Source organism: Streptomyces sp. f51 (assembly GCF_037940415.1).
In the GTDB taxonomy this organism is placed as follows: domain Bacteria; phylum Actinomycetota; class Actinomycetes; order Streptomycetales; family Streptomycetaceae; genus Streptomyces.
In genome coordinates, this window is record NZ_CP149798.1 from 4865612 (window position 1) to 4889246 (window position 23635).

The 23635-nt window shown below is 73.0% G+C and carries 21 protein-coding genes; 14 read left to right on the top strand and 7 right to left on the bottom strand.

The window, feature by feature from the left end:
- The first annotated feature begins 82 nt into the window (after positions 1 to 82).
- From WJM95_RS21330 to WJM95_RS21340, 3 genes are all read left to right on the top strand, one after another.
- Complete coding sequence (locus tag WJM95_RS21330) at positions 83 to 724, top strand: DUF6758 family protein (RefSeq protein WP_339135737.1); 642 nt, start codon at positions 83 to 85, stop codon at positions 722 to 724.
- A gap of 185 nt (positions 725 to 909) precedes the next feature.
- Positions 910 to 1767 (top strand): PHP domain-containing protein, encoded by an 858-nt coding sequence (locus WJM95_RS21335; protein WP_339131306.1) that lies wholly within the window; start codon positions 910 to 912, stop codon positions 1765 to 1767.
- 582 nt (positions 1768 to 2349) lie between these two features.
- Positions 2350 to 2955, top strand: coding sequence for a MarC family protein (locus tag WJM95_RS21340; protein ID WP_339131308.1), 606 nt, complete (start codon positions 2350 to 2352; stop codon positions 2953 to 2955).
- Positions 2956 to 3159: 204 nt separating this feature from the next.
- Here the strand turns inward: WJM95_RS21340 and WJM95_RS21345 are convergent, their stop codons facing one another.
- Entirely contained in the window at positions 3160 to 3312 is a 153-nt protein-coding gene (locus WJM95_RS21345) for a hypothetical protein (RefSeq protein ID WP_020136747.1), read from the bottom strand.
- A gap of 224 nt (positions 3313 to 3536) precedes the next feature.
- On the opposite strand from WJM95_RS21345, the gene WJM95_RS21350 reads away from it, so the two are divergent.
- Complete coding sequence (locus WJM95_RS21350; RefSeq protein ID WP_339131309.1) at positions 3537 to 4433, top strand: NYN domain-containing protein; 897 nt, start codon at positions 3537 to 3539, stop codon at positions 4431 to 4433.
- Here the strand turns inward: WJM95_RS21350 and WJM95_RS21355 are convergent.
- Entirely contained in the window at positions 4430 to 5320 is an 891-nt protein-coding gene (locus WJM95_RS21355) for an alpha/beta hydrolase (RefSeq protein WP_339131311.1), read from the bottom strand. The two genes, WJM95_RS21350 and WJM95_RS21355, sit on opposite strands and share 4 nt — an antisense overlap.
- A 160-nt stretch (positions 5321 to 5480) precedes the next feature.
- The gene (locus WJM95_RS21360) at positions 5481 to 7952 is read right to left on the bottom strand and encodes a DEAD/DEAH box helicase (RefSeq protein ID WP_339135739.1); all 2472 of its coding nucleotides are present in this window, start codon (positions 7950 to 7952) and stop codon (positions 5481 to 5483) included.
- Between the two features lie 289 nt (positions 7953 to 8241).
- On the opposite strand from WJM95_RS21360, the gene WJM95_RS21365 reads away from it, so the two are divergent.
- Positions 8242 to 9012 carry a ferritin-like fold-containing protein gene (locus WJM95_RS21365; RefSeq protein ID WP_339131312.1) on the top strand — a complete coding sequence of 257 codons (771 nt, stop codon included), beginning with the start codon at positions 8242 to 8244 and terminating at the stop codon, positions 9010 to 9012.
- Positions 9013 to 9256: 244 nt separating this feature from the next.
- Here the strand turns inward: WJM95_RS21365 and WJM95_RS21370 are convergent, their stop codons facing one another.
- From WJM95_RS21370 to WJM95_RS21385, 4 genes are all read right to left on the bottom strand, one after another.
- A complete protein-coding gene (locus tag WJM95_RS21370; RefSeq protein ID WP_339131313.1) occupies positions 9257 to 9526 on the bottom strand; it encodes a hypothetical protein in 270 nt (89 codons plus the stop codon).
- A gap of 306 nt (positions 9527 to 9832) precedes the next feature.
- On the bottom strand, positions 9833 to 10060 hold the full coding sequence (locus tag WJM95_RS21375) for a DUF3107 domain-containing protein (protein ID WP_028801993.1): 228 nt from the start codon (positions 10058 to 10060) through the stop codon (positions 9833 to 9835).
- A gap of 199 nt (positions 10061 to 10259) precedes the next feature.
- Positions 10260 to 10901: a TetR/AcrR family transcriptional regulator gene (locus tag WJM95_RS21380; RefSeq protein ID WP_339131315.1), complete on the bottom strand. Its 642-nt coding sequence runs from the start codon at positions 10899 to 10901 to the stop codon at positions 10260 to 10262.
- Positions 10902 to 11103: 202 nt separating this feature from the next.
- Positions 11104 to 11322 (bottom strand): hypothetical protein, encoded by a 219-nt coding sequence (locus WJM95_RS21385; RefSeq protein WP_339131316.1) that lies wholly within the window; start codon positions 11320 to 11322, stop codon positions 11104 to 11106.
- Positions 11323 to 11481: 159 nt separating this feature from the next.
- Here WJM95_RS21385 and WJM95_RS21390 point away from each other — a divergent pair, with 159 nt between their 5' ends.
- From WJM95_RS21390 to WJM95_RS21430, 9 genes are all read left to right on the top strand, one after another.
- Positions 11482 to 12471 carry an alpha/beta hydrolase gene (locus WJM95_RS21390; RefSeq protein WP_339131317.1) on the top strand — a complete coding sequence of 330 codons (990 nt, stop codon included), beginning with the start codon at positions 11482 to 11484 and terminating at the stop codon, positions 12469 to 12471.
- Positions 12472 to 12923: 452 nt separating this feature from the next.
- Entirely contained in the window at positions 12924 to 14393 is a 1470-nt protein-coding gene (locus tag WJM95_RS21395; protein WP_339131318.1) for a DUF3152 domain-containing protein, read from the top strand.
- Between the two features lie 55 nt (positions 14394 to 14448).
- Complete coding sequence (locus WJM95_RS21400; protein ID WP_318658278.1) at positions 14449 to 14541, top strand: Ms4533A family Cys-rich leader peptide; 93 nt, start codon at positions 14449 to 14451, stop codon at positions 14539 to 14541.
- A 200-nt stretch (positions 14542 to 14741) separates the two neighbouring features.
- Entirely contained in the window at positions 14742 to 16460 is a 1719-nt protein-coding gene (locus WJM95_RS21405) for an ABC transporter substrate-binding protein (RefSeq protein ID WP_339131322.1), read from the top strand.
- 4 nt (positions 16461 to 16464) lie between these two features.
- On the top strand, positions 16465 to 17571 hold the full coding sequence (locus tag WJM95_RS21410; protein WP_339131323.1) for an ABC transporter permease: 1107 nt from the start codon (positions 16465 to 16467) through the stop codon (positions 17569 to 17571).
- Positions 17568 to 18566, top strand: a complete 999-nt coding sequence (locus WJM95_RS21415; protein ID WP_339131324.1) for an ABC transporter permease — start codon at positions 17568 to 17570, stop codon at positions 18564 to 18566. Before WJM95_RS21410 ends, WJM95_RS21415 begins: the two co-directional genes overlap by 4 nt.
- Positions 18563 to 20239 carry an ABC transporter ATP-binding protein gene (locus WJM95_RS21420; protein WP_339131325.1) on the top strand — a complete coding sequence of 559 codons (1677 nt, stop codon included), beginning with the start codon at positions 18563 to 18565 and terminating at the stop codon, positions 20237 to 20239. The genes WJM95_RS21415 and WJM95_RS21420 overlap by 4 nt, the downstream gene beginning before the upstream one ends.
- A gap of 208 nt (positions 20240 to 20447) precedes the next feature.
- The gene (locus tag WJM95_RS21425; RefSeq protein WP_339135746.1) at positions 20448 to 22184 is read left to right on the top strand and encodes a DUF3492 domain-containing protein; all 1737 of its coding nucleotides are present in this window, start codon (positions 20448 to 20450) and stop codon (positions 22182 to 22184) included.
- Positions 22181 to 23317: a hypothetical protein gene (locus tag WJM95_RS21430; protein WP_339131326.1), complete on the top strand. Its 1137-nt coding sequence runs from the start codon at positions 22181 to 22183 to the stop codon at positions 23315 to 23317. The genes WJM95_RS21425 and WJM95_RS21430 overlap by 4 nt, the downstream gene beginning before the upstream one ends.
- The last annotated feature ends 318 nt before the right edge of the window (positions 23318 to 23635 follow it).

The following is a 23635-nucleotide window of genomic DNA, read 5'->3' on the forward strand; positions in this document are numbered from 1 at the left end:
CGTAGTTTTTGGCGCGGCCGGCCCGCGCCGGACGGGTGATCGTCCTTGACGCGGGCAAGGACGGGGAGGACCGTTGAGCCCTATGAGGGGCGAACCCAGTTGCCCGAAGTGTGGTGGCCGGGTCAGGGCTCCCGGCCTCTTTGCCGATTCCTGGCAGTGCGATGTGCACGGCACGGTGCATCCGCTTCAGCCCGTGATCCCGCCCAGCGTCGAGGCCCTCGGCGTGGTCGTGCACCGCGCCCGGGTGCCGGTGTGGATGCCGTGGCCGCTGCCGGTCGGCTGGCTGTTCACCGGGGCGGCGTTCGCGGGGGACGACCGCAGCGGGGGCAGGGCCACCGCCATCGCCTGCTCGGGGCCCGGGCCGCTCGGCGGCATGGGTGAACTGATCCTCGTCGCCGAGGAGCTGGGCGTCGGCCTCGGCGCGCGGTACGCGGGGATGGACGGACCCGACCCCGGCCCGCACATGAACGTCGAGAAGCCGCCTCAGGCGAAGGTCCTCGCCGCGGGCCGGCCCACTCCGCTCTGGCATGTCTCCGGCTCCCCGGACGACCGCGCCGTGTTCGCGGGCGAGGCGCGGGGGCTGTGGCTGTGGGCCGTCGTCTGGCCCGAGCAGACCGGGCTGCTGATGTACGACGAACTGGTCCTGACGGACCTGCGCGACGCGGGCGCGGAGGTCGACCTGCTGCCGTGCGGCGCGCTGTCCCCGCGCATCCTGGAACCGTAGGGGCGCGGGGCGCCGCAGGGCGAGGGCGGAGCGTGCCCGAGCGGAGTGTTCCCCCTGCCGCCCCGGTGTTCCTGAGCGCCGGATCGTGTAGGGGGTGCTCCCCAGGTGCGGGTGTGACATCGGAGGGCGGGTTCCCGCTATCCTTGAGCGTCCCGCCCGTTCCGTCACCGCCTGGAGTCCGCGTAGTGCGTATCGACCTGCACGCCCACTCCACGGCTTCCGACGGTACGGACACGCCGGCCGAGCTGGTGCGCAACGCGGCCGCCGCCGGTCTGGACGTCGTCGCGCTGACCGACCACGACACCACGCGCGGGCACGCCGAGGCGGTCGCCGCGCTGCCCGAGGGGCTCACCCTCGTCACCGGTGCCGAACTCTCCTGCCGGATCGACGGCATCAGCATGCACATGCTGGCCTACCTCTTCGACCCCGAGGACCCCGCCCTGCTCGCCGAGCGCGAACTGGTGCGGGACGACCGGGTGCCGCGGGCCCAGGGCATGATCGCCAGGCTCCAGGGTCTCGGTGTGCCGATCACCTGGGAGCAGGTGGCGCGCATCGCGGGCGAAGGCTCGGTCGGACGCCCGCACGTCGCCTCCGCGCTGGTCGAGCTCGGCGTCGTCGGCAGCGTCTCGGACGCCTTCACCGAGCAGTGGCTGTCCGACGGGGGCCGCGCCTACGTCCCCAAGCACGAGACCGACCCCTTCGAGGCGATCCGGCTGGTCAAGGGGGCCGGAGGCGTCACCGTCCTCGCCCACCCGGCCGCCGCCAAGCGGGGCCGCACGGTGCCGGAGTCGGTGATCGCGGAGCTGGCGTCCGCGGGCCTCGACGGCATCGAGGTCGACCACATGGACCACGAACCGGCCACCCGGGCGAGGCTGCGCGGTCTGGCCTCCGAGCTGGGGCTGCTGACCACCGGCTCGTCCGACTACCACGGCAGCCGGAAGACCTGCTCGCTCGGTGACTTCACGACCGACCCCGAGGTCTACGGGGAGATCACCCGCCGTGCCACCGGGGCGTTCCCTGTCCCCGGTGCGGGCGGAGCCTGAGTCCCCGGACGCCGCACACCGCGAGGCGCACGGGTTCGGCCCGGTCCGTGACCGAGGCCGCGCCGTCGTCCGCGGGCCGGTCGCACGGGACTGTCGCGTGAGGCTCGTACGGACCGTGCCGATGAGGTGAGGCCCGTACGGACCCGCCCGCCGGTGCCGTAGGCCCCTCCCGTCAGCCGTCAGCCGTCAGCCGTCAGCCGTCAGCCGTCAGCCGTCAGCCGTCAGCCGTCATGCGGTTCGTGTGGTTCGTTTGGGCGCCCGTGGCCAGGTCCGGCAGGAGGCGCCGGTCGTCCCGGGTGCACGGTCCCGCTGGTCGGGGGCCGTGCGTTCCGCGCCGCGCCGGCGAGGTCCGCGACGGAACCGGGCCCGTCCGGTGCGGCCGCACGAGACCCGCGCCCGTTCGCGGTGCGCCCAGGCGGCCCCGCCCCCCCGCTAGGCCGGAACCGTGTTCTCCGGCCCGTTCCCAGGCATCCGGCAGCGCCGGCCGTGCCGCCCTGTCCCGCCCCGTGGGACGACTGCCCGAAGCGGTGGCCGGAAGACCCGCCCACCCACTCCACCCACCTCGCAAGGCTCTTCCTCACCATGTTCGACGTCGCCGTCTTCGGCTCCCTCTTCCTCACCCTCTTCGTCATCATGGATCCCCCCGGGATCACCCCGATCTTCCTGGCGCTCACCGCCGGCCGCCCCGCCCGGGTGCAGCGCCGGATGGCCGTGCAGGCGGTCTGCGTCGCCGGTGGCGTCATCACCGTCTTCGGGCTCCTCGGGCACCAGATCCTGGACTATCTGCACGTCTCCGTGCCCGCGCTGATGATCGCGGGCGGCCTGCTGCTCCTGCTCATCGCCCTCGACCTGCTCACCGGCAAGACGGACGAGCCGAAGCAGACCAAGGACGTCAACGTCGCCCTCGTCCCCCTCGGGATGCCGCTGCTCGCCGGGCCCGGCGCGATCGTGTCCGTGATCCTCGCGGTGCAGAAGGCCGACTCGGTCGCCACCCAGGTCTCCGTGTGGACCGCGATCATCGCGATCCATGTCGTCCTGTGGGTCGTGATGCGCTACTCGCTGCTGATCATCCGCGTCATCAAGGACGGCGGAGTGGTCCTGGTGACCCGGCTCGCGGGCATGATGCTCTCCGCCATCGCGGTGCAGCAGATCATCAACGGCGTGACCCAGGTGATCCGGGGGAGCTGACGGCCCCCGGGCCCCCTGGACCCCGGCCCCGCGCCCCCTGGCCCCCGCGCCCCTGGCGCACGCGCAGAGCCCCGTACGGCATCCTCGCCGTACGGGGTCTCTGAAGTCTGTGAAGCGTCTGCTGTCCGCCGCGCGTCTCGTTCTGCGAGGCGCCTTCGTGCGTTCTGTATACGAGCTGTATACGAAAGGCGGACTGTCGTCGTGTTACGAAGCGGTGGTGTCGGCCGGGCGGATCCACAGTCGCTGCCCGATGGCGGCGGCCTGCTGAACGATCCGGTTGACGGAGGCGGCGTCCACGACAGTGCTGTCCACGGGCGTGCCGTCGACATCGTCGAGTCGCATGATTTCGAAGCGCATGGGCTTCTCCCTTCGTCTGGTCATCCTCCTGAGGAGAACTACTCGTGCGAGGAGCGAGGCTTCAGTGTCCTCGCTCTCGTAAGGATTCAACGGGATGCGTGTTACAAACATTCCCTACGCTAAGGAAATTTTTCGAGAACCTAATTACCCACGGGTAGCCCGGGTGGCGGAGACTGAACGGCGCCGGTTGTGTTCGCAGCGTGACCGCCGGGACAATGGAAGTGATGAACGACGACCACGCGGCTCTCGCCGCCCGCATCGACCGTACGAACGAGCTTCTTCAGCGCATGCTCGCCGAGGTCGCGAAGACCCCCTCCACGCACGCGATCTTCGTGGACGCCGGATATCTGTACGCCGCCGCGGGGCGCCTGGTCGCCGGCACGGAGGACCGCCGTTCGTTCGACCTGGACACCGAGGGGCTCATCGAGGCCCTCATCGACAGGGCCCGCACGATCTTCGCCGACAGCCGGCTCCTGCGCGTCTACTGGTACGACGGCGCGCGACGCCGCATCCACACCGCGGAGCAGCAGTCCATCGCCGAACTCCCGGACGTGAAGGTCAGGTTGGGAAACCTGAACGCCAACAACCAGCAGAAGGGCGTCGATTCACTCATCCGCTCCGACCTGGAGTCCCTCGCCCGGCACCGCGCCATCAGCGACGCGGCACTGCTCGGCGGCGACGAGGACCTCGTCTCCGCCGTCGAGGCGGCCCAGGGGTACGGCGCCCGGGTCCACCTCTGGGGCATCGAGGCGCCCGAGGGCGGCAACCAGGCCGAGCCGCTGCTCTGGGAGGTCGACAGCCAGCGCACGCTCGACCTCGACTTCTTCAAGCCGTACGTGGCCAGGCGCACCGCCCAGTCGTACGACCCGACGGCGGCGGTCCGGCCCACCCGGGAGGACGTGCGCTTCGTGGGCGCCCAGATCGCCGCGAAGTGGCTGGCGGCGCGCGGCCGGGAGTCCCTGGCCGAACTGCTTCCCGGGCACCCGTATCTCCCCGGCTCGGTCGACCAGGATCTGCTGGTCGAGGCCGAGGGGCTGCTCCAGTACTCCCTGCGCGGCCAGTCGGACCTGCGCCGCGCGCTGCGGGACGGCCTCTGGGAGCACCTTCAGGCGCAGTACTAGGGCCGCTCGGGGTCCTCAGGGGCGTGCGTGGCGTCCCAGAACGCGGCCAGGGCGCGGGCGGTCTCCAGGGGCCGGTCGGCGTTCGGGGAGTGTTCCGCCCCCTCGACGACCGTGCGGTGCGCGTCCAGCCGTACGGCCATCGCGTCCAGCAGCGGGAGGGGCCAAGTGTCGTCGCGCGCACCGGATATGACGTGCTTGGGGAGGCGGACGGCGGCCAGTTCGGCGACACGGTCGGGCTCGTCGCAGAGCTGGCGGCCCGTGGCGACGAGCTGGGCGGGGCTGTTGCCGAGCCAGCGGCGGCGCAGATCGGCGAGGTCGTCGAGACCCGCGTCCAGCCCGCCCGTGTCGGTCTCCTCCGGCGGCTCCATCGCCTGGATCGCCTCCCACACCTCGGCCATGCTCATCACGGCCAGAGCGTCCCGCAGCAGCTTGACGCGCTGCTGCTGCGACTCGGAGATCTGCGCGGGTCCTGAGGCCATGAGCGTCAGGGAGAGGAACGGCGACGGGTCGGCCAGCACCGCGGCACGCGCGATCTGGCCGCCGAGCGAGTGCCCCACGAGGTGCACGGGAGTGCCGACGGCGGCGGCCTGCGCGAGCACGTCCTGTGCCAACTCGGCCTGTGCGTAAGCCGATTCGTCGTCCCGCGGCCCGTCGGTCTCGAACTGCCCGCGTCCGTCCACGGCCACCGTCCGATAGCCCGCCGCGGCCAGCGGCAGGTGCAGGGCGATGAAGTCCTCCTTGCTTCCGGTGAACCCCGGCAGCAGGAGCACGGTCCCCTTGGGCGGCCCCTCCGGCTCGGCGTCGAGCACGGCGAACTCGCCGCGCGTGGTGGACAACCGGCACGCGCGGACACCGGCGGGGGGTACGAAGGTGGAGGGCCTGCTCATGCGCAGGAGGCTATCGGGCGACGGCGACGCCCGCGCGACGGGTGCGTTGCTCCCGGGCCCGCGCGCGGTGAAGTGAGAGGGGCCACCGGCCGGGGCACGGGCGCGGGAACGCCGACGGCCCGGTCCCACCGGATGGGGGACCGGGCCGTCGGGGTGGAGATCAGCTCTCCGTGGGCTCCGTGGCGACCGCCTTGCGGGTGCGTCGGCGGGTGGCCGGCTTGGCCTCCGTGGCCTCGGCGGCCTGGGCCGGGATCTCGGCGTCGGCGACGGCCTTGCGGGTGCGGCGGCGGACGGGCTTGGTCTCGGTCGCCTCGGCGGCCGTGTCCGTGTCCGTCGCCGTGGTGGCGGCCTTGGCGCGGGTGCGCCGGGGCTTGGTGACCGTCTCGGTGACCTCGGCGATCTCCGTGGCGGCGGCCTCGACGGTGTCGGCCACGGTCTCCGCGACCTTGCGGGTGCGTCGGCGGGTGGCCGGCTTGGCCTCCGTCGCTTCGGCGGCCTGGGCCGGGATCTCGGCGTCGGCGACCGCCTTGCGGGTGCGGCGGCGGACGGGCTTGGTCTCGGTCGCCTCGGCGGCCGTGTCCGTGTCCGTCGCCGTGGTGGCGGCCTTGGCGCGGGTGCGCCGGGGCTTGGTGACCGTCTCGGTGACCTCGGCGATCTCCGAGGCGGCGGCCTCGACGGTGTCGGCCACGGTCTCCGCGACCTTGCGGGTCCGGCGCCGCACGGGCTTGGCCGGGGCCTCGGCGATCTCGGCGGCCTCGACGACCGTCTCGGCGGCGGGTGCCGTCTCGACGGCCTTGCGGGTCCTGCGGCGGGCCGGCTTGGCGGCCGCCTCGGTGACGGCCTCGGCGGCGGCGTTCTCGACCACGGCCTCGGCGGCGGTCACCACCGCCTGTGCCGTCTCGACGTCCGTCGCGGCGGGCCTGCGGGTACGGCGACGGCGCGGCGCGGCCGGCTCGTCGGTGACACCCTCCGCCGTCGCGACAGCGGCCTCGGCGGCCTCGGTCACAGGGGCGGCGACGGCTGCCACGGGCTCGCCCGCCCCGGCACGGGTGCGCCGGCGGCGGCGCGGGGTGCGGGGCTCGGTGGCCTCGGCGGACGCGGGCGCCTCGGTGGCCGCCGGAGCGGCCGTCGACCCGGCCGTCTCGTCCGCGGGCGCACCGTTGCGGGTGCGGCGGCGCTGGCGCGGAGTGCGCGGCGCGCGCTCACGCTCGGCGGTCGCCGGTGCGGCCGAACGGCCACCGCGGCCACGCGGACCACCACGCCCGCCGGTCTCGCCCAGGTCCTCGACCTCTTCGGCCGAGAGCCCGGCGCGGGTGCGCTCGGAACGCGGCAGGACACCCTTGGTGCCGGCCGGGATGTTCAGCTCCTCGAAGAGGTGCGGGGACGTGGAGTACGTCTCCGGCGGGTTGCCGAAGCCGAGGTCCAGCGCCTTGTTGATCAGCTGCCAGCGCGGGATGTCGTCCCAGTCGACGAGGGTGATCGCGATGCCCTTGGCGCCCGCGCGGCCGGTGCGGCCGATGCGGTGCAGGTACGTCTTCTCGTCCTCGGGGGACTGGTAGTTGATGACGTGGGTGACACCCTCGACATCGATACCGCGGGCCGCGACGTCGGTGCAGACGAGGACGTCGACCTTGCCGTTGCGGAAGGCGCGCAGCGCCTGCTCGCGGGCACCCTGGCCGAGGTCGCCGTGGACCGCGCCGGAGGCGAAGCCGCGCTGCTGGAGCTGGTCGGCGAGGTCCGCCGCCGTCCGCTTGGTGCGGCAGAAGATCATCGCGAGACCGCGGCCGTCGGCCTGTAGTATCCGCGCGACCATCTCGGGCTTGTCCATGTTGTGCGCGCGGTAGATGAACTGCGCGGTGTTCGCGACGGTCGCGCCCGAGTCGTCCGGGGCCGCGGCGCGGATGTGCGTGGGCTGCGACATGTAGCGGCGCGCGAGACCGATGACCGCGCCCGGCATGGTCGCCGAGAACAGCATCGTCTGACGGCGGGCCGGCAGCATGTTCATGATCTTCTCGACGTCGGGCAGGAAGCCCAGGTCGAGCATCTCGTCGGCCTCGTCGAGGACGAGCGCCTTGATGTTCTTGAGGTTGAGCTTCTTCTGGCCCGCGAGGTCCAGCAGTCGCCCCGGGGTGCCGACGATGACGTCGACGCCCTTCTTCAGGGCCTCCACCTGGGGCTCGTACGCACGGCCGCCGTAGATGGCCAGAACGCGCACGTTGCGGACCTTGCCCGCGGTCAGCAGGTCGTTGGTCACCTGGGTGCACAGCTCGCGCGTGGGGACGACGACGAGCGCCTGCGGGGCGTCGGTCAGCTGCTCGGGCTTGGCCCGGCCGGCCTCGACGTCCGCGGGGACGGTGACGCGCTCCAGGAGGGGGAGGCCGAAGCCCAGCGTCTTGCCGGTGCCGGTCTTGGCCTGGCCGATGATGTCGGTGCCCGAGAGGGCGACCGGGAGCGTCATCTCCTGGATGGGGAAGGGGTTGACGATACCGACGGCCTCAAGGGCCTCGGCGGTCTCAGGGAGGATTCCGAGCTCTCGGAAAGTCGTAGTCAGGGTGCTGCCTCTTCTGTGTACGCGATGCGAGGCGAGCGCGGGGGTCGTGACGGGACCGTGCCGGGGACATCGGCCGCTCATGACGGGCGGGCCGGGTGGCATGGGACCACTGCCGACGCTCGAGCTCTCGTACCGCTGAGGGTTCCCTCCGGATGCCGTACGCAATGTGCCGTACCTGCGAGGAGGGCTGTCGGGTCGGAGCCGATCGGGCCACCGACCGGGCATCCTCATTCGTGCGGCCCGTCGAATTACTCGCCGGGCGCATTACCACCATACCCCGGAATCGCGCACATGCGATGGCCGATTTGGTCACGTAGTCGTCGTCACACTGGTTGACCAGGGACTTCCCTCGTGCTGTGAGCGGGCTATTGTGCGCTTCATGACGACGCCTGACAACGCCGCTGAGAAGCCCGCCGAGGACACCGCCGACACCGCCCCCGCGGCCACCGGAGTCGCCGCGCAGAACTGGGACACGGCCTCGGCCGAGCCCCACTACCGCGCCGCGGTCGTGGACCTGCTCGGAGCGCTCGCGTACGGCGAGCTCGCGGCGTTCGAGCGGCTCGCGGAGGACGCCAAGCTGGCGCCCACGCTCAGTGACAAGGCCGAGCTGGCGAAGATGGCGTCCGCCGAGTTCCACCACTTCGAGCAGCTGCGGGACCGGCTCGCGGCGGTCGGCGCCGAGCCGACGGAGGCGATGGACCCCTTCGTCGCCGCGCTCGACGGCTTCCACCGGCAGACGGCTCCCTCGGACTGGCTGGAGGGGCTCGTCAAGGCGTACGTCGGCGACTCGATCGCCAGCGACTTCTACCGCGAGGTCGCGGCCCGCCTCGACTCGGACACCCGCGAGCTCGTCCTCGGCGTCCTCGACGACACCGGTCACGCCGGTTTCGCCATCGAGAAGGTGCGCGCGGCGATCGACGCCGACCCGCGCGTGGGCGGCCGGCTCGCGCTGTGGGCGCGCCGGCTGATGGGCGAGGCCCTGTCGCAGTCGCAGCGCGTGGTCGCCGACCGCGACGCCCTGTCGACGATGCTCGTGGGCGGTGTCGCGGACGGATTCGACCTCGCCGAGGTCGGCCGGATGTTCTCCCGCATCACCGAGGCGCACACCAAGCGGATGGCGGCGCTGGGCCTCGCGGCCTAGGGCACGGTCCCGGAGCACCGGGGCCTCGCCCCCGTCCGGAAGCGCGGGTGGCCGGGCTCGTCCCCGACCGGAGCGCCGGGGCTCGTCCCCGTCCGGAAACGCGGCTGGCCGGCGGCTCGTCCCCGGCCCGAGCGCCGGGGCTCGTCCCCGGCCGGAACACCGAAGGCCTCGCTGTCCCGGACCTGATCGCCGCGCCGTCTACGGGCGCGGTTCGCGGTCGCGGAAGCGAGGCCTTCGCGGTGGCTTACGCGGTCGCCGAGCGGCGTCGAAAGCGCTCCTCGGGGCGCAGCAGCAGCGACAGCAGGGCGGCCGAGACGGCCACGGCGCCGAGAAGGATGGCCAGGAAGTGGCCGGAGCCCAGGGCCGTGTGGGTCAGGAAGGCACCGAACAGGGCTCCCGCGGCGCCGGTGGACATCACCAGGCTGCGTGACGGCAACCGGTGGGGCAGGCGGTACGAGGCCGCCCAGGCCAGGGCGAGACCGAGCAGCGCGGAGCCGAGCGCTTCCAAGAACATGATGGGGTCCCTCCCGCACGGCCGGTGCAAATCGGTCGTAGCCGGTCCTACCCCTGACGTTCGGAACGCAACCCTCCTCCGCGCCAGGCATGTGCTCCATCTGCGTCCGCGCAGGTGCCGGGCGTACCGGACGGCCACCCCGAACGCCACGTGACCGCGCGAACACGGCACGGGCACGGACCCGCGCGAGCACGTACGGGCGGTCGCGATCACGGCCCCGCGGGGAGACACGCGGGCACGGACGACGGGAGGGGCCCGGTGACGTGTCACCGGGCCCCTCCCGCACTGCTTCGCCGCTCGGCAGTCCTACAGAGCGCTGAAGCCCACCTTGCGCTGCGTGGGCTCGCCGAGCTCCACGTACGCGAGCCGGTCGGCCGGAACCAGGACCTTGCGGCCGTGGTCGTCCACGAGGCTCAGCAGCTGCGACTTGCCGGCCAGCGCCTCGGACACCGCGCGCTCGACCTCTTCCGGGGTCTGACCGCTCTCCAGAACGATCTCGCGGGGCGCGTGCTGCACGCCGATCTTGACCTCCACGGCTTTGTCCCTCCGACGGTCAGTCATGTGCGCGTTCGTACGCGCCGTACGCAGCACACATTAGCCCGGCGAGGGGACCCGCACGCTCCGCCCGGGAACGCCAGGAGCGAACAGCCGACGGGAACAAAGAAGCGGCCGGGGGCGCGCCCCCGGCCGCTTCCGCCGTGCCGGTGATCCGGTGACCGGACGATCCGGCGGATCAGTGGTGGTCGGTGCCGTGCAGCGGGAAACCCGCGATGCCCCGCCAGGCGAGCGAGGTCAGCAGCTGGACCGCCTGGTCGCGCGGGACGCTGCGGTCGCTGTGCAGCCAGGAACGGGCCACGACCTGCGCCAGGCCGCCGAGCCCCGAGGCGAGGAGCATCGACTCCGCGCGCGAGAGACCCGTGTCCTCCGCGATGACGTCGCAGATCGCCTCGGCGCACTCGTGCGTCACCTTGTCGACGCGCTCGCGCACCGCCGGTTCGTTGGTCAGGTCCGACTCGAAGACCAGCCGGAACGCGCCGCCGTCGTCCTCGACGTACGCGAAGTAGGCGTCCATCGTGGCGCGGACGCGCAGCTTGTTGTCCGAGGTCGACGCGAGCGCCGCCCGCACCGCCAGGAGCAGGGACTCGCAGTGCTGGTCGAGCAGGGCGAGGTACAGATCGAGCTTGCCCGGGAAGTGCTGGTAGAGAACCGGCTTGCTGACGCCCGCGCGCTCGGCGATGTCGTCCATGGCGGCCGAGTGGTATCCCTGCGCAACGAAAACTTCCTGGGCGGCGCCGAGGAGCTGGTTGCGTCGGGCACGGCGCGGCAGGCGAGTGCCCCGCGGGCGTGCTGCCTCTGTCTGCTCGATGGCTGTCACGCCGCCTCCCAAAATTGTCCACGTGCGGTGTGCGCCGCGCCGCCATCGTACTTTTCGGTAACCCCGCTGTGTGCGGTGCGAGCGCAGAATTTCACGGACCTGACCCCGACCGGGACGGCGCACAGGGTGCCGAAGGGGACGAGCGGGGCATCCGGCCGGGACGGCGGCCCTGATCAGCGCCGCCGGGGCACCTGCGGCCGGGTCACCTGTAGTCGTCCTCGTTCAGCCGGACGACCCGGGCCTGCTCGGCCAGATCCCCCTCGTCGGCGTTGAGGCGGTCGCCCGGCGGTTCCGGGTCGACGTCGTCCGCGGGGTCGAGCTCCGCGGACTGCTCGACGGCGTCGGCCTCGGGGGTCTCCGCGTCGGGAATCTCCCGGAACTGGTCGTCGAACGTTGCGGGGTCTGTCGGGTCGACTGTCATGGTTCCTCTTCCCGAACGGTACGAGTGCGCTCCTGATGTGCGTACGAGTGCCCTCGTTCGAAGCCTAGGAGACACGCGATCCGGACGCTATGCGATCCGTCCGCGATCTGTGACGGCGAACACATGAGCCCCGGCGTGATCGTCTCGTAACATTGCGGCATGTCTTCGACCGAACTCCCGTCCGCGCCGGCCGTCAGCCTCACGCCGAGGGTCGGCGCCGTCAGGGTCGCGGAAGGGGAGCGGCTGAGATCGGTGGGGCTCCCCGGCATCACCCTGACGATCCGGTCGAGGCCGCCGGCCAGGGACGGACTTCCCCCCGCGCTGTACGTGCACGGTCTGGGCGGTTCCTCGCAGAACTGGACGGCGCTGATGTCCCGGCTCGACGGGCTCGTGGACAGCGAGGCCCTCGACCTGCCGGGCTTCGGCGACTCACCGCCGCCGGACGACGGCGACTACTCGGTCACCGGCCACGCGCGCGCGGTCATCCGCCACCTCGACGCGTCCGGACGCGGTCCGGTACATCTTTTCGGCAATTCACTCGGCGGAGCCGTCGCGACGCGGGTCGCGGCCGTGCGCCCGGATCTGGTGCGGACGCTGACGCTGGTGTCCCCGGCGCTGCCCGAGATCCGCGCCCAGCGCACCGCCTGGCCGACGGCGCTGCTCGCCCTTCCCGGAGTGGCCGGGCTGTTCACGAGACTGACCAAGGAATGGAGCGCTGAGCAGCGCGTACGCGGGGTTCTGGCCCTCTGTTACGGCGATCCTGGCATCGTGACCCCCGAGGGGTTCCGTGACGCGGTCGAGGAGATGGAGCGGAGGCTCGCGCTGCCCTACTTCTGGGACGCCATGGCACGCTCCGCGCGCGGGGTCGTGAACGCCTACACGCTCGGCGGGCAGCACGGACTGTGGCGTCAGGCCGAACGGGTGCTCGCCCCCACGCTCCTGGTCTACGGAGGCCGCGACCAACTTGTCGGCTACCGTATGGCGCAGCGCGCGGCCCGTGCCTTCCGCGGCTCCCGGCTGCTGTGCCTGCCGGACGCGGGGCACGTCGCGATGATGGAGTATCCGGACACGGTCGCCACCGCCTTCCGTGAACTCCTTGCGGACCTGGAAGAGTCGACCTCTTCGGTGGCAGTCGGCGCGGAGAGCTGAGGCGGGAAGTGGGACGACACAGTCGTCGGGGGCGGGCCGACAAGACGGACACCGCGCGGACGCGGACGGTTGCGGCGGAGGAAGGCGCGTCGGCTCAGGCGCCGGGCCCGGACGGCGCCCGTCGCGCGGCGACCCGGCCGCCCGGCTCCCCGGGCCCCTACCCGCCGGTGGGCGGGTACCCCCAACAAGCCGCACCACGCCTCCCGGACGGGACTCCGGCGCACGGTTTCCCGCGCGTGCAGGGCGGCGCCCCGGTCCAGGGCGGTCCCCGCCTTCCCGACGGAACGCCGGCTCACGGTTTTCCTCGGGTGCAGGGTGGCGGCCCGGCGCAGGGCGGGCCACGTACACAAGGCGGCCCCCCGGTCCAGGGCGGTCCGCGCCTTCCCGACGGGACTCCGGCGCACGGGTTTCCGCGCGTGCAGGGTGGCGCCCCGGTCCAGGGCGGGCCACGTATGCAGGGTGGCGCCCCGGTTCAGAACGGTCCGCGGCTGCCCGACGGCACGCCCGCGCACGGTTTTCCGCGGGTGGCCGACGGCACTCCCGCGCGCGGGGTGCCACGCCTCGCGGACGGGACGCCGGCGCACGGCGTCCCGCGCTTCCAGGACGGCACCCCGGCACGTGGGGTGCCGCGTTCTTTCGAAGGGACCCCGGCGCACGGAACCCCCCGTTTTCCGGACGGGACCCCGGCGCACGGAACCCCCCGTCTTCCCGACGGGACCCCGGCGCACGGAACTCCTCGTCTGGCCGACGGGACCCCCGCCCGCGGGGTGTCCCAGGTGCGGGGCGGGCATCCCGAACAGCGTGAACAGGGCGGCGGCTGGGGGGAGTCCGGGACCGGCGCGGCTCCGCAGGGCGCGCCAGCCGGACCTCGGGTGCCGCGGCAGCGCGCCCAGGCCGTGCCGGGCCCCCGGCAGGCGTACGTCGACGCCTTCGACCTCGACGAGCAGGAGAACGGCACCCGGCCCGGAACCCGCGGCGGCGCGGCGCGGACAGCGCGCTCCGGTGCCGTCGGCCTCGACTCCGCCGACTGGAACGCCCCCGCCACCGACGCCGGTGAGCGACCGCTCCGGGAGACCGGCGACCAGGGCGAGGACGAGGGCAAGGGCCGCAAGGGCTGGGCGTTCACCGGCATCGCGGCCGCCGCCGTCACCACGGTGCTCGCCGTCGTCGTCGCCGGACAGATGGCCACGGGCGGCCATGACGCCGACGCGCGGACGCAGTCCGCCGACGCCGGTGGCCGGGCGGCCCAGGACTCCGCCTCGCGCGGGGACGGCAGGCCGACCCAGTCGGGGCAGCCGCAGGTGGCCTCCGCGCCCCTGACGTACGACCAGCAGATGGCCAGGACGTACCCGCTCGGGGCCAAGCTCAAGGGGTCGGGGAAGTTCGAGGTGGTGCCGGGAACCGCCAAGGCCCCCGGCAAGGGACACAAGTACACCTACCGCGTCGACATCGAGCAGGGCCTAGGTCTCGACGGCGCGCTCTTCGCCGACGCCGTGCAGGAGACCCTGAACGACGCGAGGAGCTGGGCCCACGACGGCGCCCGCACCTTCGAGCGCGTCGATTCCGGCAAACCGGACTTCGTCATCACGCTGGCGAGTCCCGGCACCACCGCCGAGTGGTGCGCCAAGTCGGGGCTCGACACCACCGAGGACAACGTGTCGTGCGACTCGGCGTCCACCGAGCGCGTCATGATCAACGCGTACCGCTGGGCCCAGGGATCCAAGACCTACGGCTTCGGCGACAAGATCCACGCCTACCGCCAGATGCTCATCAACCACGAGGTCGGCCACCGGCTCGGATACGGGCACGTCTCCTGCCAGAAGGACGGGGACCTCGCCCCGGTCATGCAGCAGCAGACCAAGTTCCTCGACCACGACGGAATCCACTGCCTGCCCAACTCCTGGCCTTATCCGAAGAGTTGACGGAAAGCGCTCACATCGCTTTGACATGCGGAAAAAGATCGTTCATATTTTCCGCATGTCCTCCCGTCACGCCTCCGTTCGCGCCGCCATCGAGCTGGCGCTCATCGGCGTGACCGCGCTCTGCGTGGCCGACATCCACTGTTGCTGACGCCCGCCCCCGGCGAGTGCGTCGCTTTCCTTCCCGTCTTGTTCCCGTGCGCCCCCGGACCTCCGCGGTCCGGCGCGCCCGTGCCCCTTTCGGTCCGGTCGAACACCGACGTCTGACGCCGTGGGCGAGCTCCGCGCTCTTCCGTCTCACTCCGTGTCATTCCGTCTCAGTATTCGAGTCATCCGAGAGGTCGTCTTCCGATGCGTCAATCGTCCGTCACAGCGCGCCGCGTGGCCGCGGCATCCGTCAGCCTGGTCCTGGCAGCGGGCGCCGCCGCCTGCGGGCCGAAGGACAGCGATGCCAAGAGCTCCGGTGGCGACTCCCAGCCCCACAAGGGCGGCACCCTCACCGTCCTGAACGCCAACGCGCAGCAGGACTTCGACCCCGCGCGGCTCTACACCTCCGGCGGCGGCAACGTGCCCTCGCTCGTCTTCCGCACGCTCACCACCCGCAACCGCGAGAACGGGGCGGCCGGCGCCGAGGTCGTGCCCGACCTGGCCACCGACACCGGGCGCCCGAGCGAGAACGCGACCGTGTGGACGTACACCCTGAAGAAGGGCCTCAAGTACGAGGACGGCACGCCGATCACCTCCGCCGACATCAAGTACGGCATCGAGCGTTCCTTCGCCGCCGAACTCTCCGGCGGCGCGCCCTACTTGAGGGACTGGCTGATCGGCGGCGCCGGCTACCAGGGTCCCTACAAGGACAAGAAGGGCCTCGACTCGATCGAGACGCCGGACGCGCTGACCATCGTCTTCCACCTGAACAAGCCCGAGGGCGAGTTCCCCTACCTGGCCACGCAGACGCAGTTCACGCCCGTCCCCAAGGCCAAGGACACCGGCACCAAGTACGAGGAGCACCCGGTCTCCTCGGGCCCGTACAAGGTCGTCAAGAACGAGAACGACGGCGAGCGCCTCACCCTGGAGCGCAACACGTACTGGTCGGCTTCGACCGACGCCGAGCGCAAGGCGTACCCGGACAGGATCGACGTGCGGTCCGGCCTGGACTCCTCCGTGATCAACCAGCGACTGTCCTCCTCCCAGGGAACCGACGCCGCCGCCGTCACCACGGACACCAACCTCGGCCCGGCCGAGCTCGCCAAGGTGACCGGCGACAAGGAGCTGGCCTCCCGCGTCGGCACCGGGCACTTCGGCTACACCGACTACATCGCCTTCAACCCGAAGGTGAAGCCGTTCGACAACCCGAAGGTCCGCCAGGCGATCTCGTACGCCGTCGACCGCAGCTCGGTGGTCAACGCCGCGGGCGGCTCCTCGCTCGCCGAGCCCGCCACGACCTACCTGCCGAACCAGAAGTCCTTCGGCTACACGCCCTACGACCACTTCCCGGCGGGCGCGTCCGGCGACGCGGCCAAGGCCAAGGCGGTTCTGGCCGAGGCCGGCTACAAGAACGGCCTGAGCATCACGCTCACGCATTCCAACAGCAAGGACTTCGAGACCAGCCCCGAGATCGCGACCGCGATCCAGGACGCGCTCAAGAAGGCCGGCATCACCGTCAAGCTCCAGGGCCTGGAGGAGAACGACTACAGCGACAAGATCCACGGCGCCAAGACCGAGCCGGGCTTCTTCCTCGCGCACTGGGGCGCCGACTGGCCCTCCGGCGGTCCCTTCCTGGCCCCGATCTTCGACGGCCGGCAGATCGTCAAGGACGGAGCCAACTTCAACACCGGCTTCCTGAACGACAAGTCGGTCAACGACGAGATCGACGCGATCAACAAGCTGACCGACCTCGGCGCGGCCGCCGAGCGCTGGGGCGCGCTGGACAAGAAGATCGGTGAGCAGGCGCTGACCGTCCCGCTGTTCCACCCCGTCTACAAGCGTCTGTACGGCAAGGACGTCAAGAACATCGTGATCAGCGACTGGACCGGCGTTCTGGACATCTCCCAGGTCGCGGTGAAGTAGCGCCGTGAGCGAGGCACTTGTCGCCTCCCAGGCCCCCGCGGCGGATCCGTCCGCCGCGGGGGCCTCGGGGGCCCGTCAGTTCTGGCGGCGGCTGCGTGCGCAGCGCGCCGCCCTCGTCGCGGCGGCCGTCGTCGCGCTGCTCGTCCTGATCGCGCTCGCCGCACCGCTGCTCACGGCGATCGAGGGCCAGGACCCCACCACCTACCACCCCTCGCTGGTGGACTCCGCGCGCGGCGGCGTCCCCGTCGGCGCGCTCGGCGGCATCGGCGCCGACCACTGGCTCGGCGTCGAACCCCAGACCGGCCGCGACCTGTTCGCCCGTCTCGTCTACGGCGCCCGGGTCTCCCTCGGCGTCGCGCTCGCCGCGACCCTGGTGCAGGTCCTGATCGCCGTCGTCGTGGGCGTCTCGGCGGCGCTCGGGAACCGATGGGTCGACCAGGTGCTGAGCCGGATCACCGAGATCATCGTCGCGCTGCCGCTGATGATCATGTCGCTTGCGCTGCTGGCGATCGTGCCCGGCAGCTTCCCGCGGCCCGTCCTCGTCGCCCTCGTCATCGGGCTGATCGCCTGGGGCACCCTCGCGAAGATCGTGCGCGCGCAGACCCTCACGCTCAAGCAGCTCGACTACGTCGCCGCCGCGCGGCTCAGCGGCTGGGGCACCTGGCGGATCGCCCGCCGCGATCTCCTGCCCGGCCTCGCCGCCCCGCTCATCACCTACTCCGCCCTCCTCGTGCCGGCGAACATCGGCGTCGAGGCGGCCCTGTCCTTCCTCGGCGTGGGCGTGAAGCCGCCGACGCCGTCCTGGGGACAGATGCTGACCGCCGCCGACGTCTGGTACCAGGCGGCACCGCAGTACCTGCTGCTGCCCGCGGGCGCGCTGTTCGTCACCGTCCTCGCCCTGACCGTCCTCGGCGACGGCGTGCGCACCGCCCTCGACCCGCGCGCGGCCTCCCGGCTGCGCGTCGGCACGGGCCGCAGGGGAGAGGCCAGGGCCGACGCGGACACCGGCGGCCCCGCCGACGGGACCGGCCTGCACCGCCGGGACGCGTCGGGACCGGACCTGCCCCGCCAGGGCGCGTCCGCCGAGGGAACGAAGGAGGCCACGGCATGAGCGGCTTCGGCGGGTTCGTCCTGCGCAGGACCCTCGGCACGGTGATCACCCTCCTGGCCATCTCGGTGATCGTCTACGTCGTCTTCTACGCCACCCCGGGCAACGTCGCCCAGATCACCTGCGGCCCGCGCTGCTCGCCCGCCCAGGTGCACCAGGTCGCCCAGCAGTTGCACCTCGGGGACCCCCTGTACATGCGCTACTGGCACTTCCTCCAGGGACTCCTCGCGGGCCAGGACTACTCGACGGGCACCTCCGTCCAGCACTGCCCGGCGCCCTGCCTCGGGCTGTCGTACCAGACCGACCAGCAGGTGACCCGGCTGATCCTGGCGAAGCTGCCGGTCAGCCTGTCGCTGGTGTTCGGCGCGATGGTCGTCTGGCTCGTGCTCGGTGTCGGCACCGGCGTGCTCTCCGCCTGGCGGCGCGGCCGGCTCAGCGAGCGGGTGCTGACCGGGCTCACCCTCGCGGGCACCGCGACCCCCGTCTTCGTCATCGGCCTGATCCTGATGATCGTCGTCTGCGGCCAGCTGGAACTGCTGCCCTTCCCGCAGTACGTGAACCTCACCGACGACCCCGAACAGTGGGCCTGGAACCTGGTGCTCCCCTGGCTGTCGCTCGCCCTCGTCGAGGCCGCCGCGTTCGCCCGGCTGACCAGGGCCTCGATGCTGGAGACGCTGGCCGAGGACCACATCCGGACCTTCCGCGCGTACGGCGTGGGCGAGCGGTCGATCATCGGGCGGCACGCCGTCCGGGGGGCGCTCGCCTCGATCATCGCGCTGAACGCCAACACCTTCGGCTCGGCGGTGGGCGGCGCGGTGCTCACCGAGACCCTCTTCGGGCTGCCCGGCATCGGCCAGGAACTGGTGCACGCGGTGAACGTCGTCGACCTTCCCGTGGTCGTCGGCATGGTCCTGGTCATCGGCTTCTTCGTGGTCATCGCCAACGCCGTCGCGGACGTGCTCTACGCGGTGGCCGACCGACGGGTGGTACTGGCATGAGCGACTCCTCCGCGAATCCCGCCTCCCCGGCGTCCGCGGCCTCCCCTCTGGTCGAAGTCAGCGATCTCGTCGTCGACTTCGGGGACCTGCGCGCCGTCGACGGGCTCTCCTTCCGGCTGGAGAAGGGCGCGGCGCTCGGCCTGGTCGGCGAGTCCGGTTCGGGCAAGTCCACCGTGGCCTCGGCCCTGCTGGCGCTGCACCGGGGCACCGGCGCGCGGGTCGACGGCACGGTCCGCGTGGCGGGCGTCGACGTCCGGCGAGCGTCCGACGACGACCTGCGCGGGCTGCGCGGCCGGAAGGCGGCCATGGTCTTCCAGGACCCGCTGTCCTCCCTCGACCCGTACTACGCGGTCGGCGACCAGATCGCCGAGGTCTACCGGGTGCACACCCGGGCCTCCCGGCGGGCGGCACGCGCGCGTGCGGTGCACGTCCTCGACCGCGTCGGCATCCCGGACGCGGCCCGTCGGTCCCGCTCGCGTCCGCACGAGTTCAGCGGCGGCATGCGCCAGCGCGCCCTCATCGCCATGGCCCTGGTCTGCGAACCCGAGCTGCTGATCGCCGACGAGCCCACCACGGCCCTCGACGTGACCGTCCAGGCGCAGATCCTCGACCTCCTGCACACCCTGCGGCAGGAGACCGGGACGGGTCTGCTGCTGGTCACCCATGACGTCGGCGTCGCGGCCGAGAGCGTCGACGAGATCCTGGTGATGCGGCACGGACGGGCCGTCGAGCACGGTCCGGTCGGTGCCGTCCTCGGCGCGCCCCGGGAGCCGTACACCCGCGAACTCCTCGGCGCCGTCCCCCGCGTCGACACCCCCCGGACGGCCCGGCCGTCCGGGCCGGAGGCCGGCAACGGTCCGGGCGAGGACGTCCGCACCGACGACGTCGTCCTCGAAGCGGCCGGACTCCGAAGGGAGTTCGGGCGCGGCAAGCGCCGGTTCGCGGCCGTCGACGACGTGTCGCTGACCGTCCGCCGGGGCCAGACCCTCGGCGTCGTCGGCGAGAGCGGCAGCGGCAAGACGACCCTGGGAAGGATGCTGGTCGGCCTGTTGGAGCCCACGGCCGGCGCGGTCCGCCACGAGGGGCGCGAACAGTCCGGTGTCCGCCCCTCGGTGCAGATGGTCTTCCAGGACCCGGTGTCCTCCCTCAACCCCCGGCGGAGCGTGGGCGAGTCCATCGCCGACCCGCTGCGGGCGCGCGGGGAGAAGGACGAGGGGCGCATCCGGGGGCGCGTACGGGAACTGCTGGAGCGCGTCGGACTCGACGGGGCGCACTACGACCGCTACCCGCACGAGTTCAGCGGCGGACAGCGCCAGCGCGTCGGCATCGCGCGGGCGCTGGCCGCCGAGCCGCGGGTGATCGTGTGCGACGAGCCGGTCTCCGCGCTCGACGTCACCACGCAGGCCCAGGTGGTCGCCCTGCTCGGCGAGCTCCAGCGGGAACTCGGGCTCGCGCTCGTGTTCGTGGCGCACGACCTCGCCGTCGTACGCCAGGTCAGCGATCACGTGGCGGTGATGCGGCGCGGCCGGCTCGTCGAGTACGGCCCCGCCGACGAGGTCTACGAACACCCCCGCGACCCGTACACCAGGCAACTCCTGGCCGCCGTACCGGCGCTCGACCCGGAGGTCGCGGCACGGCGCCGCGCGGAACGGAGGGAGCCGGCCCCGGTCTGATCCGGGAGCCGCGCTCACGGAAACGTGTCCGCGTGATCTCGTAGCGTGGCGAAACGCGGCCTGCGCGGGAAAGTTACGACCGTTCACCCCTTCTGGTGGTGCGACGGACAACCGTCCGTCGTACCACCGCCTTGTCCGCATACCTTCGTCCCGCTGCGAGCCGCCGGGTCAACGGCGGCTCCCCATGCGGGAGATCGGGGGTGTGCTCGTGCGCATCGGACTGCTTACGGAGGGTGGCTATCCGTATGTGAGCGGTGATGCCGGACTCTGGTGCGACCGGCTCGTGCGCGGGCTCGGGCAGCACGAGTTCGACATCTACGCGCTCAGCCGCACCGAGCACCAGGAGGACCGGGGCTGGGTCGGGCTGCCGCCCCAGGTCGCCCGGGTCCGTACGGCACCGCTGTGGACGCCGTACGAGGACGGGGCGGTGTACGGCCGCCGGGCCAGGCGCCGGTTCGCCGAGGCGTACGGGGAACTCGCGGCGGCGGTGTGCGGGGGGCCGGGGGTCCCCGAAGCAACGGGGGAGCCGGCGGATTCCGCCGGCGCCGAGGCGGACCGTTTCGCCAGCGCCCTGTACGCGCTGGCCGAACTCGCCCGGGACGAAGGCGGACCGGCGGGCGCCCTGCGCTCCGAGGACGCGGTGCGCATCCTCGAACGCGCCTGCCGCGCACCCGGCGCGCTCCGCAGCGCGGGCACCGCGCGGGTCCGCGACCTGCTCGCCGTCGCCGCGCACATCGAGCGCGCCCTGCGCCCCCTCTCGCTCGACTGGTACGAGGACGACGCGCTCGGCTCCGCGGACCTCTGCCACGCGGCGGCCGGCGGGGCGGCGGCACTGCCCGGCCTCCTCGCCCGGCACCTGCTCGGCGTCCCGCTGCTGGTCACCGAGTACGGTGTGCATCTGCGGGCGCACTACCTCGCCCCCGCGACCCTCGAAGAGGCCCCGGCCGTGCGCGCCCTGCTCGCCGCCTTCCACGGCCGGCTCGCCACCGAGGTCTACCGCGCCGCCACCCTCGTGACTCCCGGCAACACGCACGCCCGCCGCTGGCAGGAGCGCTGCGGAGCCGACCGCGCCAAACTGCGCACGGTCCATCCCGGCATGGAGGCCGCGCGCTTCGCGGACGTCGGGGAGGCGGTGCCGGGCAGCCCGTGCGCGGACCCCGACACCCTGGTGTGGGTCGGCCGCGTGGAACCGGCCAAGGACCTGATCTCCCTGCTGCACTCCTTCGCCGAGATCCGCAGGGCCGAGCCCCGGACCCGGCTGCGGATCGTCGGCGCCGCCGCCGAGGCCCCCGAGGCGGCCACCTATCTGGCGCACTGCAAGGCGCTGGCCGCGCAGCTCTTCCCCGACGAGGCCGACGGCGCCCACGCCGTCGGCGACAACCCGGTCTCCTTCGAGGAGATCGGCGGCCCGGAGCTGCCGAGCCTCGCGGAGGCCTACGCCTGCGGCGCCCTCGTCGTCCTGTCCAGCGTCGTGGAGGGCTTCCCGGTCAGCCTGGTCGAGGCCATGCTCTGCGGCCGGGCCACCGTCTCCACGGACGTGGGCGCCGTCGTCGAGGTCATCGGCGGGACGGGTCTCGTGGTCCCGCCGCGCAATCCGCGGGCGCTCGCCGAGGCGTGCGTGACGCTGCTGCGCGACCCCGAACGCCGTGAGCGGCTCGGCGCCGCCGCCCGCGCCCGCGCCCTCGAACTTTTCACCGTCGAGCAGAACATCACGGCATTTCACAGCATTTACCTGGAGATCGTCTCGCACTCCCCGGTGCGCCGGGTCGTCGTGGACGAGGCGGGGGAGCCGCGCCCCTTCGGCACCCCCGCCGAGGCCCGGGTGCCAGGCCGCTGGACCGGGACCCGCTTCACGACCGAGCGCAGGCCGCGCTGGGCGGAGGGGGCGCCGGTACGGGCCACCGTGCCCCCGCCGGTACCCGTCGCCGTGGGGGAGGGCACATGACGATCGACAGCGCGGAACCGGGCGCTCCGGACAGGGCCGGCCACCGCGAGGAGCCGGACCGGTCCGCCGGGCGACGCGGTGGCGTGGACCCGGTGAAGGCGCTCGTGCACCGTCACCGCGAGCTCTGCGCACGGGCCGTGGACCCGCTGGAGATCGCGGCGGGCCTTGAGGCCCACGGGGTCACCGACCGGACCGCCGCGCGCCTGCGGCACCGGGACGTCTTCTCCCTCGCCGAGGAGATGTACGCCCGCGCGGCACGCGACGGAGAGGAAGAGCCCCGCACCGGGACCCCGGACCGCCCCGGCCCGCGCCCCTACTGGGCGGCGCTCGCGCTGACCCCGGGCGTCCTCGGCGCGGCCGTCGTCGCCGGTCTGCGGCTCACCGACGGGCAACCGCGGCCGGCCGTCGCCGCGTTCGGCGCCCTGGCCATGGCACCCGCCTTGCACTACGCCTTCCGGCGAGGCCCCCTGAGCACCCGGCGCCGAACGACGGGAGCCGCACGCGCGTGGACCTGCTGGCTCCTCGCGTACGCCCTCGTCGGCGACGGACTGCTGGGTGCCGCCCGGGACGGCGGCCCGCACGGCCCCTGGCCCCTGGCCACCGCATCCGTGCTGGCCCTCTGCCTGGCCTGCGCCCCGGCCGCCTGGTGCGCCCACCTCCTCGCCGCCCGCGCCCGCCGCAGGCTGACCGCGAGCCGTGGCCTGGAGGAGTTCGCCACCGCCGTACGCCCCCTGCTCCTCGGCGCGTTCGGCCTGTTCGCGGCCGCGCTGTGGGGTCTGCTCGCGCTGTGCGGGGCGGCACTGGACGAACCGCCCGCCTACGCCGGAGCAGGTGCGCTCGGCGTACTCCTCCTCCTCGCACGGCTCCTCGCCGCTCACGGCTTCCCCCACGTCCCGGGCCGCGCGCTCGCCGGCGCGGGCGCGGCGGAGGCCGTCGCCCTCGCCACGGTCTTCGCCGCGCGGCTGCCCGGCTGCTCGTTCCTGGCCGCCCCCGTCGACCGGCTGACCTCGGCGGCGGGCCCCGGGGCCGTGCCCGCCCTGGCCTGCGGGGCGGCCGCCCTGGTCCTCCTCGTCCAGGCGGCCCGCACGCTCACCCGCGCCTCGGCCCACGCCCCGCCCTGCGAGGCCCCATGACCCACGACCGCCCCACGCCCCGAGCCGAACCCGCACGCCGGGACCTCGCGGACCGAGCCCACCCGGTGGTCCGCCCAGTGGCCCACCCGGTGGCCCACCCGGTGGTCCGCTCGGCCGGGTGGCCCGAGGGCGTCCGGAACCGGCCCACGACGTCCCCACCGCCGTGAGCCCTCCCCGGAGTCCGGCCTGCTGCCCGGATCCGGGCCCCTCATCTCCCGCGGGGCCGACACCGCGGGCCCTCTTCCCGACCTACGGCATCACCTCGAAGGAGACAGCCAGATGATCACCTCCCGAACCGGAGAATCCGCCCCGGGAGCC